The organism is uncultured Pelagibacterium sp. (assembly GCF_963972885.1).
Taxonomy (GTDB): domain Bacteria; phylum Pseudomonadota; class Alphaproteobacteria; order Rhizobiales; family Devosiaceae; genus Pelagibacterium; species Pelagibacterium nitratireducens.
In genome coordinates this window covers 1-12407 of the sequence record NZ_CAXAXY010000084.1, presented here as the reverse complement: position 1 = coordinate 12407, position 12407 = coordinate 1, and the positions used below count along the sequence as shown (strand labels likewise).

General features: G+C 60.4%; 8 protein-coding genes and 1 pseudogene. 7 read left to right on the top strand and 2 right to left on the bottom strand.

The genetic code is table 11. The annotated features are described in order from the left end of the window. A pseudogene (locus tag AACZ55_RS12675) lies at positions 1 to 610 on the top strand (bifunctional [glutamine synthetase] adenylyltransferase/[glutamine synthetase]-adenylyl-L-tyrosine phosphorylase); the annotation flags it as partial. Here the strand turns inward: AACZ55_RS12675 and AACZ55_RS12670 are convergent. Further along, positions 607 to 2286 (bottom strand): ATP-binding protein, encoded by a 1680-nt coding sequence (locus AACZ55_RS12670; RefSeq protein WP_339646608.1) that lies wholly within the window; start codon positions 2284 to 2286, stop codon positions 607 to 609. The pseudogene AACZ55_RS12675 and the gene AACZ55_RS12670 overlap by 4 nt on opposite strands. A gap of 467 nt (positions 2287 to 2753) precedes the next feature. Here AACZ55_RS12670 and AACZ55_RS12665 point away from each other — a divergent pair, with 467 nt between their 5' ends. Beyond that, positions 2754 to 4619, top strand: coding sequence for an ABC transporter ATP-binding protein (locus AACZ55_RS12665; RefSeq protein WP_339646606.1), 1866 nt, complete (start codon positions 2754 to 2756; stop codon positions 4617 to 4619). Positions 4620 to 4707: 88 nt separating this feature from the next. Beyond that, entirely contained in the window at positions 4708 to 6600 is a 1893-nt protein-coding gene (locus tag AACZ55_RS12660) for an ABC transporter ATP-binding protein (protein ID WP_339646603.1), read from the top strand. Here the strand turns inward: AACZ55_RS12660 and AACZ55_RS12655 are convergent, their stop codons facing one another. Continuing rightward, positions 6601 to 7086, bottom strand: coding sequence for an isoprenylcysteine carboxylmethyltransferase family protein (locus tag AACZ55_RS12655; RefSeq protein WP_338607341.1), 486 nt, complete (start codon positions 7084 to 7086; stop codon positions 6601 to 6603). 477 nt (positions 7087 to 7563) lie between these two features. Between AACZ55_RS12655 and AACZ55_RS12650 the strand changes: the two genes are divergently transcribed. The 4 genes from AACZ55_RS12650 to AACZ55_RS12635 all read left to right on the top strand — a co-directional run bounded on the left by AACZ55_RS12650 (position 7564) and on the right by AACZ55_RS12635 (position 12291). Beyond that, positions 7564 to 8274, top strand: coding sequence for a D-lyxose/D-mannose family sugar isomerase (locus AACZ55_RS12650; RefSeq protein WP_339646600.1), 711 nt, complete (start codon positions 7564 to 7566; stop codon positions 8272 to 8274). An 80-nt stretch (positions 8275 to 8354) separates the two neighbouring features. Next, entirely contained in the window at positions 8355 to 9497 is a 1143-nt protein-coding gene (locus AACZ55_RS12645) for a PQQ-dependent sugar dehydrogenase (RefSeq protein WP_339646598.1), read from the top strand. A 123-nt stretch (positions 9498 to 9620) separates the two neighbouring features. Continuing rightward, entirely contained in the window at positions 9621 to 10643 is a 1023-nt protein-coding gene (locus AACZ55_RS12640) for a TRAP transporter substrate-binding protein (protein WP_338607338.1), read from the top strand. Positions 10644 to 10743: 100 nt separating this feature from the next. Then, a complete protein-coding gene (locus tag AACZ55_RS12635) occupies positions 10744 to 12291 on the top strand; it encodes a carbon-nitrogen hydrolase family protein (protein WP_338607337.1) in 1548 nt (515 codons plus the stop codon). Positions 12292 to 12407: the final 116 nt, after the last annotated feature.

Below are 12407 nucleotides of genomic sequence, written 5' to 3'. Positions count from 1 at the left end.
GCTGGCCACCAGCCTGAAGCGCTTCCGCACCTATCAGAGCGATGAGGCCTGGACATGGGAGCATCTGGCGCTGACCCGCGCCCGCGTGGCGATCGGTGATGAGGGACTGGCCGAAACCGTCGATAGCGAGATTGCCCGCATCATGGCGCTTCCGCGCGACCGGGCAAAAATCGTGGGAGATGTTCTCGACATGCGCGCCCTGATGGCCAGGGAGCGTCCGCCGCGTCACCCTTTCGATCTCAAGCTCCATGATGGCGGGCTGGTCGATCTGGAATTTGTCGCCCAGACGGCGCAACTTCTCGAAGGGGCAAAGCTCGATGTGCCACAGGCCCCGCCAGCCAAAGTGCTCTTAAGGCTGACGGAAACAGGCATCCTTCCGCAAGGCGAGCGCCTCGCGGAAATCCATGCGACCTATGCGACGATCCTGCAATTGATGAGCGCTTGCCTTCTCGATCCGCTCAAGGACGAGGGCTGGACACCGGCCTTCCGTGAACTGGTGGCGCGCCGTGCCAACTATCCCGATTTCGCCAGACTGGAGGCCGACATCGTGGCGATGCGCGCGGAAGTGAGCGCGGCAGCCGCTCAATTTTACAAGAACATGAGAGGCTAGGCCGCCTGCGCCGTGGCAATTGAAATCGGGGTTGGCAATTTGTGTTCCTGCGCCGGCGCCATGGGCAGGGAAATGGCCACCGTGGTCCCGATTCCCTCCAGCGAATCTATGGCCAGCCGCCCGCCGCTTTGTTCCGCCACGGCCCGCGCGATGGCGATGCCCAGGCCGACGCCGTCATGGTCCCGCGTGAAGGCGGCATCGGGAAGCGCGAAAGGCTGGGAGAGCTTGCTCATCTGCTCTTGGCTCATGCCCGCGCCGGTATCGGTCACTTCAAGCACGACGCCATTGTCCGCTGGCCAGGCGGCGACCCGGATCAAGCCGCCGGCCGGAGTGAATCGCAAAGCGTTTTCGATCAGATTGGCGAGCATGCGGTCGAGATAGTGCCGGTCGGCCAGAAGGTCGCCCTGGGCGCGCCGCGCCACGTCGAGCCGTACGCCGGCCTTGGCGGCGCGGCCGGCAAAGCGGATCGAACAGCCTGAAAGCAGATCGTCGATGGCGATGGTCTCTTTTTTGAGAGTCTTACGGCCACCTTCGAGTTCGGCGAATTCAAGAATTTCCGCAAAGGACGTCAGCAGCTTTTCGCCGGCGCATTTGATGTCGGTGACATAGGATCGATATTTGGGGTCGCCCAGGGGACCGAAGGTCTCGAGCGCGATCATGTCGGCAAAGCCGATTATGTGATTGAGCGGTGTGCGGATATCGTGGGAGAGGTGGGAAAGAAAGCTCGTCTTGGCACGGCTTGAAGCCTCGGCCTTTACCTTTTCCTCGTGGTAGCGCCGGGCGAGCTGGCGCTGTTCTTCCCGGATCGAACCCAGCAGGCGGTCGGCGGCCTTGCGCTCGGTAATGTCGGTGACGATGGTGATGAAGCCGCCGGACGGGCAGGGGCGTTCGTCGAGCATCACAACCGAGCCATCCTCGCGCGCCACCTCGACGACACGCTGGCGCTCGGTATCGAGGACCGGACGGGCGGAAACTTCGCCTGAAATCGTTTCGCTGATATCGGAGTAACAGGCGCCGGGCATTGTTGCCGTCCGATCAAGCCGCAAGAGACGCGCAAAAGCGGGGTTGGTGCAGACCAGAAGCCCGTCCTCAGACCAATGTGCCAGTCCGTATGGCACGGCTTCGATGGCTGGAAGCAGGGCCGCGCCACGTCTGGTCCGCCGGTAGCTCGTGTGAACGATCAGCCCCGCGCCCAACAACAGGCCGGCAAGAATCCAGCCATGGCGCCACGCGAGATCGTCGAGAACGGAAAACCGGGAAATGAACACAGCGACTTCGCCCGCGTCATTCGTGAGCGGCGCTCTGGCATGAACATATTGATCTCGCGGCAGGAGTGGGCTGGCATCGTCTCCCGTCGCTGCGGGCGATACACCGAGGAGCACCTGCCCATCGGCGCCGAGAACAACAAAATGGGTGCTGTCCGAAAATCCGGACGGCAGCAAGGGCAAGCTGGAGGGCAGGGTGTCGAATTGGTCCGGTGCAATCTGGGCCGCGGCAAGGGCAGCAACCAGTTGAGCCCGCTTCTCAAGGTCGATCTGTGAGCGGGCAAAATCATTGCCAATGAAAAGCGCCGCCGAGGCAAGGGTCGCAACAAGCGCCAAAAGGGCAGGAACCGGCAGGTTCCCGGCGGCCAGAAGACGCTGCACCAGGCCTTTGGCTTGGTCCCCGAATCCCATATCGCTGCCGCCGGATGTCTCCGCCGAACCCATGCCCGATCAACCGCGTTCCAGCGGCTGCCCCTACCAATTTCGTGATGCTAAGACTTTGAATCGGTTGCATGACTCTTGTCCATAGGCATTTTTTGCCGGCATTTGCGCGGACCGGAATTGTCGAGTCGGCAGAGTCACTTAGGACCGAAAAAAATATTTCCACTTTGTTAAGGGTCGCGCTGCGCTGGGCCGGTGTCATCCAAGAGACATGCGACTCATTCCCAAGGCTGCTATTCTGTGCGGCTGTCCAACGGATTTATCCGGTGTCGGATTTACAGATGCTGCAGCGTCCTTGCGGCAAGGTCAGTGCTTGACGAATTTCGGAATTGAATTTATCAAGTATTATCTTGTTAAATTAATCACCTCAGGTTCCGCTTGCGCATGTGGGAAGGCGCGGGCGGGAATGCCGGGTTCTCTTCCCTTCTGGTTGTCCGATGTTCCGCTGGTTCGAAAAACTGCTCAATCCCTATCCGCCTGAAGCGCCTTCGCAGCCGCCCAATACGCTGCTGGCCTTCTGCCTGCACTATATGGACGGCGTAAAGCTGCCCCTGATTGCCATGGCGGTGCTCTCGACGCTGGTTGCACTGGCCGAAATCGCCCTGTTCGGGTTCCTCGGCAACGTGATCGACTGGCTTTCGGCTGCCGACAAGGACACCTTCCTGGCCCAGGAAGGTCCGATGCTGTTCTGGATGAGCCTGTTCGTGCTGCTCGTCGTGCCGACGCTGGTGCTGATTTCGAACCTGATCATCCACCAGACGCTTCTGGGCAATTTTCCCCAGCGTATCCGCTGGATGGCGCACCGCTATCTCATCCGCCAATCGATGAGCTATTTCCAGGACGAATTTGCCGGCCGCATCGCCACCAAAGTGATGCAGACAGCGCTCGCCGTACGCGAAACGGTGATGAAATTGCTCGACGTGCTCAATTACGTCATTGTCTATTTCATCGGTGCCGTGGTTCTGGCGGCCATGAACAATGTCTGGCTGGCGCTGCCCTTCATTGTCTGGGTCATCGCCTATGTCTTGCTGCTGCGCTATTATGTGCCCAAACTGGGCAAGATTTCCGAACTGCAGGCCGACGCGCGCTCGATGATGACCGGCCGGATTGTCGACAGCTACACCAACATCGCGACGGTCAAGCTGTTCTCCCATTCGAGCCGCGAGGAAACCTACGCCCGAGAAGCAATGGACGAGTTCCTCGATACCGTCCACGGCCAGATGCGCTATGTGACGATCCTCAACCAAGGCATTACCATTCTCAATGGATTGTTGCTGTTTGCCGTGGGCTTTGTCGGCATCTGGCTCTGGCTCGACGATCTGGTCAGCGCCGGTGCCGTTGCGGCGGCCGCTGCCATCGTTCTGCGCTTCCAGGGCATGAGCCAGTGGATCATGTGGGAAATGTCGGCGCTGTTTGAGAACATCGGCACGGTGCGGGACGGCATCAATTCGCTCTCGCTCCCCTCGATCGTCGCCGATGAACCCGATGCGCCAAGGCTTGAACGGGTTAAGGGCGATATCGTCTTCAAGGACGTGGCGTTCAACTACGGCAAGAAGGGTGACGATGAGAGCTCCAAGGTTATCGAAGGGCTCAACCTGCATATCCGCGCGGGGGAAAAGATCGGCCTTGTCGGACGTTCGGGGGCCGGCAAGTCGACGATCGTCAATCTGCTGCTGCGCTTTTACGATCGCCAGAGCGGGCACGTGTTCATCGATGGCACCGACGTGGCATCGGTCGCCCAGGATTCGCTGCGCGCCAACATCGGGGTCGTGACCCAGGACACATCGCTCCTGCACCGTTCGGTGGCCGACAATATCAAGTACGGTCGCCCCGATGCCACCGATGAGCAGATGATCGACGCCGCGCGGCAGGCCGAAGCCCATGACTTCATTCTGACGCTGGTCGATGCCAAGGGCCGCAAGGGCTACGATGCTCATGTCGGCGAGCGTGGCGTCAAGCTCTCGGGCGGCCAGCGCCAACGCATCGCGATTGCGCGCGTGCTGCTCAAGGATGCGCCGATCCTGGTGCTCGACGAGGCAACTTCGGCGCTCGATTCCGAAGTCGAAGCGGCAATTCAAAGCCAGCTCGACATGCTTATGGAAGGTAAGACGGTGATCGCCATTGCCCACCGGCTCTCGACGATCGCCGCCATGGATCGGCTCATTGTCCTCGAAGAGGGCAGGGTGGTGGAACAAGGCACCCATGCCGAGCTTGTGGAAACGGGCGGCACCTATGCCCGCCTGTGGGCCCGCCAGTCCGGCGGCTTCATCGACGCGGATGCCGAGGAGGTTGCCGCGCAATAGCGTGAAAAACGGGAAGGCTGGTGGCGGCGTAAGCGTGTTTCTAAGATATATCTTGACATAATCTCTCGCCGACGCCATTTATCAGAACATGACGCAAGAGACCCTCAGCCTTCCCGCCCGCATCTCGAAAATCTTCGAAACCTGGATCATGCCCTTCGAGCACAAGGGAGATATCCAGCCGCCCGACACGATCTGGGCGTTCCTTTGGTATTATATCCGCCAGGCCAAGGCGCCCTACCTCGCGGTCCTCTTGTTTACGGGCCTCACCTCGCTGTTCGAGGCGCTGTTCTTTTTCTATATGGGCCGGCTCATCGATCTGCTGGAAAGCACCGATGCAGCGGGCGGCTGGGCCGGGCTGATTTCCGCCCATGGCACCGAGCTTGCCATGATGTTGGTCGTTGTGGTGGTGGGGCGCTTTGCGGCGCCCGCGTTGCAGGCGCTGGTCGAGGAACAAACCATCGGGCGCGGGTTCAACACAATGGTGCGCTGGCAGACCTATGGCTATGTATCGCGCCAGTCTATCCGGTTTTTCAACGATGATTTCGCGGGACGGCTGGTCACCAAGGTGTCCCAGGCCGCCCAATCGCTCAACGATTTCGTCGCCAGCGTCATCCAGATCGGCTGGGCGCTGACCATTTTTGCCGGCACGACAATTTTCCTTTTTGCCCAGCTCGACTGGCGCATGGCGGCGCTTGTGGTGATCTGGATCGCTGCCATTCTCCTGATGGCCCGCTATTATGTGCCGCGCATGCGCTCCCGCGCCGCAGAGAACGCCGAAAATGCTTCGGTGCTCAACGGCCGGATCACCGACAGCTTCGCCAACGTCCAGACCCTGCGTCTGTTCGGCAACGCCGAAGACAACGACACCTACGTCAAAAAGGGGTTCGAGCGTTTCCTCGATTCCTCAACCCGGTTGGCGCGTCTCGTGACGGGCATGCGGGCCTCCATGGGCCTGCTGAGCACCGTAATGATCATGGCTTTCGGCTGGCTGGCCATCCAGCTCTGGACGGCAAACGCCATTACCGTGGGCGCTATCGCCTTCACGCTCAGCCTGGTGCTGCGCCTCAACATGATGCAGGGGCGCCTCATGGGGCAGCTCAACGGCATGATGCGCCATTTCGGCGTTGCCCAGAACGCGATGGAAACCATCGCCCAGCCTCTCGAATTGACGGACGCGCCTGACGCTGAGCCGCTCAAGGTCACAGGCGCCGGGATCAAGTTCGAAAATGTCAGGTTTCACTACGGCCGCGAAAAGGGCATCATCGAGGGCGTCGATCTCAACGTGCGCCCCGGCGAAAAGATCGGGCTGGTCGGTCATTCGGGCGCCGGAAAATCCACGCTCGTCAATCTGCTGCTGCGTTTTTACGACCTGGAAAGCGGGCGCATCCTGATCGACGGACAGGACATTTCAAAGGTTACCCAGGAATCTCTTCGCGCCAATATCGGGGTGGTGACCCAGGACACAGCCCTGCTGCACCGTTCGGTCAAGGCCAACATCCTGTTCGGCAGGGCCGGAGCGAACGAGGAGGAAATGATCGCTGCTGCCAAGAGCGCCGAAGCCCATGATTTCATCATGGATCTCAAGGACAGCCGCGGCCGGACGGATTATCACGCGCAGGTCGGCGAGCGCGGGGTCAAGCTTTCCGGCGGGCAGCGCCAGCGTGTCGCCATAGCACGGGTTCTGCTCAAGGACGCGCCGATCCTCGTCCTCGACGAGGCAACGTCTGCCCTCGACAGCGAGGTGGAAGCCGCCATTCAGAGCCAGCTCGACAAGCTCATGGACGGCAAGACGGTGATTGCCATAGCCCATCGCCTCTCGACCATTGCCGCCATGGACCGGCTGGTCATCCTCGATCATGGGCGTGTTGTCGAAGAGGGTACGCATGAGGCGCTGTTGGCGTGGGGTGGCCACTATGCCCGGCTCTGGGAACGCCAATCCGGCGGCTTCCTCGACCTCAAGGATGAGCAAGCCGCCGAATAGTCAAAGCCAGCGGCGGGTCGTTGCGAGAAATGTTTCGTAGTCGGCCCCGAACTTGCGGGCAAGGTAGGCCTCTTCGCGTTGAACCACCACGCGATCGAGGACGAACCACAGGACAGGCAGCGCGATCAGCGTCCATTCCAGCGAAAACAGCAGGCCAATGCCCGTAAAGCTCAGCAGGAATCCCACATACATAGGATTGCGCGTGAACCTGTAGGGCCCGCGTGCGACGATTGCCGTGGTCGGTTTGAAAGGCTCGGGGTTGGTCCCGGCGGCCCTAAATAGCCGGAAGGCCCAGATGTCGAGCGAGAGGCCCAAGACGAGCAGCACGCCGCCGATCAGTGTTTGCAGCGAGAACACTGCCGGAGCGGCCAGGAACCGGAGTGGAACCAAGAACTCCAAAATGATAGCCAAAGCCAGAAAGCCAACCGGATAGGTCGGCGGCAGGTGGGGAAGGCCGGGATTGTCGCGCTCGTTCTCGTCCATCATTGTCTCCCGGGGCGTCCGTCATTGGAGTTTTCCATTTCGCCCAGACATTGAACTAAATTAGATGTCGTCATCAAGGGCATGAGCGAGGGCCCGGCATGTGCGGAGATCACACTCGATATGATTGCCGTGGATATGGAGGGTGCTGCCAAACCCTTGCACGGACTCGATGTTTCTATCGGACTTGAATCAGCACCTGAACTGGCTCGCGTATCACGCGAGGCTGTTGCGGAGGGGTAGTTCTGATGCGCGAACGGCTCTGAACTCACCGTGCAATCGGACGCGTGTGCCTTCTTTGTCACGGCGCAAGTCGAACCTGCGGGATATTTCTCGGACAATTGTATCACCCTCTTGCCCGGTCGTCCGGCAACCCTTAGCTTCTCGCCTCGCAGGGGTGCGGCGCCGGGCCTGGACGATCTCCAAAACAGTTTGCGGATCAGCCATTTGGCGGAAACATATTGAGCAGACGGAGATCACGGGATGAAGCGTTCCCGCGTCAATGACATCATTTCCGAAGCGGACGAATTCATCCGCTCTTTCGGCTATATCCTGCCCCCCTTTGCATATTGGACACCGTCCGAAATGAAGGACAAGCAGGACCAGATTGACAATATCTTGCGCTCCGGGTTGGGCTGGGACGTGACCGATTACGGGCAGGGCGATTTCGATGCGCTCGGCCTGTTCCTGTTCACCGTCCGCAACGGCGATGCGGCCGATCTTGGCAAGGGGCGCGGTATGCTCTATGCCGAAAAGATCATGATCTCGCGTCACGACCAGATTTCGCCCATGCACCGCCACACCATAAAGGCCGAGGACATCATCAATCGCGGCGGCGCCACGCTGGCGCTCCAGCTCTACAATGATGACGGAACGGGCGAAGGCATCGATACATCCGGGGAGGTCGAGGTGTTTACCGATGGCATCCGCCGCGTTCTGCCTGCGGGTGGTATTCTCGAACTCTCACCCGGCGAAAGCGTGACCCTGTTGCCGGGCAATTGGCACAAATTCTGGGGCGAGGGGGGCGACGTGCTGATCGGCGAGGTTTCAACGGTCAACGACGACAGGACCGACAACACGTTCCTCGATCCCATCGGACGGTTCTCCGCAATCGAGGAGGACGTCGATCCGATCCATCTGCTGGTTTCTGACTATGAAAAATGGTTTGGGGCCGGCGGCGGCTCGGGCTACTGACACCATCGTGATCGCCGGCGAGCGGAACCGGACATGCCTCGCAGGGTTGGCATTTTATGCCAATCCAAGAGGAGAAACCAATGTTCCGCCAAGCTCTTGCCGGTCTTGTGTGTGCAACGGCACTGACGACTCCCGCTATCGCCCAAACCTATGAAACCGAAGCCGGCGCTGTGGCGCTCGATCCGGTTGTCGAGGGGCTGCAGTTTCCATGGGGCATGGTATTTTTGCCCGACGACAGCATGTTGGTGACCGAACGGTCGGGCAATTTGCGCCATGTTGCGGCAGACGGGACAATTTCCGATCCGATCACGGGGGTGCCCGAAGTGGTTTTCGAGGGGCAGGGCGGTCTGCTCGATGTGGCGCTCGACCCCGAATTTGAATCCAACCGCTATGTCTATGTGAGCTACGCCGAACCCGGCGATGAGGCCGGGACAAATTCCACGGCCGTGGCACGCGGGGTTCTGAGCGAGGACAGGAGTCAATTGTCCGATGTCGAAGTCATCTTCTCTCAACAGCCCAAGCTGCCCTCGACGCTGCATTTTGGCTCCCGGCTGACGTTCGACAATGATGGCTATCTGTTCATCACCACCGGTGAGCGGTCCGATGCCGAGTTCCGCGTTCAGGCGCAGGATCTCGATTCACACCTGGGCAAGGTGATCCGCATCCTGCCCGACGGGTCGGTGCCCGAGGACAACCCCTTTGTCGATACACAAGGCGCGTTGCCCGAAATCTGGAGTTATGGTCATCGCAACATGCAGGGTGCCGACATGCATCCTCAAACCGATCAGCTCTGGGTGGCCGAACATGGACCGCGCGGCGGCGACGAGCTCAACAAGGTCGTGCCCGGTGGAAACTACGGCTGGCCGTTGTTGACCGAAGGCACCGAATATTCGGGCGATCCCATCAACCCGCCTCAAGACCTGCCCGACGACCTGGTGGAAGCCGAACGGACCTGGGTACCATCCCCGGCGCCATCCGGGCTGGCGTTCTACACGGGCGATCTGTTCCCCCAATGGCAGGGTGACGCCTTTATGGGGGCTCTTGCCGGCACCGACCTGATCCGCATCGACCTCGAGGGCGAAGAGGTGCTGGGCGACGAGTTCCTGTTCGGAGACGGTTTTCCCCATCGTATCCGCGATGTAACCGAGGGACCTGATGGCGCGCTTTATCTCATTACCGACGCCGATCCTGGGCAGATTCTGCGGTTGAGCCCGGAGCAGTGATCGGCTAATCAATCCGGGCGTCGGGGGAACCGGCGCCCGGGCCATCCCGATCGCCCGGAGCGGGATCGAACTCGCACAGGGTGAGAGGCACCCTTGCTGGTCCCGCGCATTTGGGGACCATTCATGATCACCAGAACCCTGTTCGCGGCAGCGCTTTGTGGCGCTGCCTTTATTTCGTCCGCGCCGGCTCAAGAGTACACGTTCCGGTTGCACCAATTCTTGCCCATGACCGACAGCGTACCGCGTGAGGGCCTCATTCCGTGGGCCGAGACTATAGAGGACCAGTCGGACGGGAGGATAAAGATCGAATATTATCCTTCAATGATCCTCGGCGGCGCGCCCGCCAATCTGTTCGATCAGGCCCAGGACGGCGTTGTCGACCTGATCTGGACGGTGCTCGGCTATACCCCCGGTCGCTTTCCAAAGTCCGAAGTGTTCGAAATGCCGTTTCTCGTCACCAATGCCGAGGACACCTCGCGTGCCTTCCAGCGCTTTGTCGAAGAAAATGCCATGGACGAGTTTGCCGGCGTCAAGCTGATTGCCGTCCATACCCATGGACCTGGCGTTTTTCATTCCTCCGGCCCCATTGAAACACTCGAGGATCTTGCCGGCCTCAAGGTACGCGGTGGGTCGCGGGTCATCTCGGCCATGCTGACCGATCTGGGGGCCGAGGCCATCGGCATGCCCGTCCCGCAGGTGCCTGAAAGCCTGTCGCGGGGCGTGATCGACGCGGCAACCATTCCCTGGCAGGTGACCATGGCGCTGCGCACCAGCGAGATCGTTTCCCACCATACCGAGTTCTCGGGTGACCATGGGCTCTATACCCAGACCTTTGCCTTCGTGATGAACCGCGATAGCTACGAGAGCCTGCCCGATGACCTCAAGGCGGTGATCGACGCCAATTCGGGAATCGAATGGGCCGGACGGTTCGGAGCGGCCAACGATTCCGATGACATCGTCGCCCGCGATCAGGCGCTGGCCGAAGGCAATACGATAGTGACCCTCGACGCCGAAGAGACCGCACGCTGGCGTGCTGCAGCGCAGATAACCATCGACAACTGGTTTGCCGAAACCGCTGAAAACGGCATCGACGGCGAGGCGCTTTATGGACGAGCGCTTGAGTTGGTGGCGCAAGAGACGCACTAAGGGAGCAAAAGTGGCGGTGAGGCGTTGTCATGCTATAGGCTGACGGCGCGCCGCCGGCACAATCCATTTTTGATTTGATCGATAACGAGGTTTCCACCCCGTGCCCAAACTTTCCGACAAGCCGCTCCTTGAGGTGCGGACTGCCAAGATTCGCGATATCCCTGCCATCATCAAGCTGACCCAGAGGGTGTACCCCGAAGAAGGACCTTACCTTCCCGGCACGATCCGCGGGCAGATCAACGCCTTTCCCGAGGGCCAGTTCGTTGCCGTCTATGACGGGCAGATCGTGGGCTATGCGGCAACGCTGCAATTGGCCGAAAAGCAGATCTTCAAGCAGCACACCTGGGAAAACATCACCGGGGCCGGTTATGGCTCGCTGCATAATGGCAAGGGCGAATGGCTCTATGGCGTTGAAGTGTGTGTCGATCCGGGCCGCCAGCGCAGCCGAATTGGTCGGCGGCTCTATGAGGCGCGCCAGCGGTTGTGCGAGGAACTCTGGCTCAAGGGCATCGCCTTTGGCGGGCGCCTGCCGGGTTATCGGCGCAACAAGAAGGACTATCCGCGCGCCAGTCAGTATTTCCAGGCTGTGGTGGACCGCGAAGTGCGCGATCCGGTGGCCAGCTTTCAGATGAAGCTCGGCTTTGAGCCCGAATTGTTGCTGCGCAATTACCATCCCGACGACAAGGCTTCGGGGGGGCACGCTGCGCTCATGGTGTGGCGCAATCCGCGCTATGACGAAGAAGACGAGGCACGCCCGGCGCACCGGCGCAGCCGCGAGACCGTGCGCGTGACCACGGTGCAGCTCGAGGCGCGCCGGTTCGCCGACGCTGAGGCGTTTTTTACGCACATGGAATATTTCGCGGACGTGGCGGCGGACTACGCATCCGACTTCGTGGTCTTTCCCGAACTGTTCACTCTGATGCTGCTCTCGAGCGAACCCGAGCAACCGCCCCATGAGGCGATCCTGCGGCTGACCGAATACACGCCGCAATTTATCGAGCGCATGCAGCAGATGGCGCTCAAATACAACATCAACATCATCGGTGGCACCCATCCCACGATCACCGAAGACGAGGACATCCAGAACGTCTGCTATGTCTTTTTGCGTGACGGCACCGTCCACGCCCAGGAAAAGATGCATCCCACGCCCGACGAACGGGATTATTGGGGCATCGTGGGCGGCGATTCCGTGGATGTGATCGACACAGATTGCGGTCCGATCGGGGTGATGATCTGCTACGACAGCGAGTTTCCCGAGGTGGCCCGGCGTCTCGCCGATCAGGGCGCCCGCATCATGTTCGTGCCCTACTGCACCGATACGCGCCAGGGTCACCTGCGGGTGAAATATTGCTGCCAGGCCCGCACCATCGAGAACCAGTGCTATGTCGTGACCTCGGGGATTACCGGCAACCTCGCCAATGTCGACAATCTCGACATCAACTACGCTCATTCCTCGATCTTTACGCCCTCGGACATGCCCTTCGCCCGCGACGGGATTGCGGCAGAAGCCAGCGAGAACGTGGAGATGGTTGTCGTTGCCGATCTCAACCTCTCGACCCTGCAATGGGCCCGCTCGCAGGGTGCGGTGCGCAACCTGCGCGACCGCCGCTTCGACCTTTATCGCATCCGTTGGAAGGATGGTGGATAAGTTTGCGCTTATGCAGTCGCGCATGCCAAACCCACCGACGGCGATATCGCCTCGGGCTTTGATTGCCATTCGAGCTTGGCTCTCCTGGCCTTCTCACCTCCAATCGTGCCACCGGC

What these genes read in the sequence shown, in the direction of transcription:
- AACZ55_RS12670 (WP_339646608.1), bottom strand. Translation starts at nt 2,286, where the DNA reads ATGGGATTCGGGGACCAAGCCAAAGGCCTGGTGCAGCGTCTTCTGGCC.
- AACZ55_RS12665 (WP_339646606.1), top strand. Translation starts at nt 2,754, where the DNA reads ATGTTCCGCTGGTTCGAAAAACTGCTCAATCCCTATCCGCCTGAAGCG.
- AACZ55_RS12645 (WP_339646598.1), top strand. Translation starts at nt 8,355, where the DNA reads ATGTTCCGCCAAGCTCTTGCCGGTCTTGTGTGTGCAACGGCACTGACG.
- AACZ55_RS12660 (WP_339646603.1), top strand. Translation starts at nt 4,708, where the DNA reads ATGACGCAAGAGACCCTCAGCCTTCCCGCCCGCATCTCGAAAATCTTC.
- AACZ55_RS12655 (WP_338607341.1), bottom strand. Translation starts at nt 7,086, where the DNA reads ATGATGGACGAGAACGAGCGCGACAATCCCGGCCTTCCCCACCTGCCG.
- AACZ55_RS12640 (WP_338607338.1), top strand. Translation starts at nt 9,621, where the DNA reads ATGATCACCAGAACCCTGTTCGCGGCAGCGCTTTGTGGCGCTGCCTTT.
- AACZ55_RS12650 (WP_339646600.1), top strand. Translation starts at nt 7,564, where the DNA reads ATGAAGCGTTCCCGCGTCAATGACATCATTTCCGAAGCGGACGAATTC.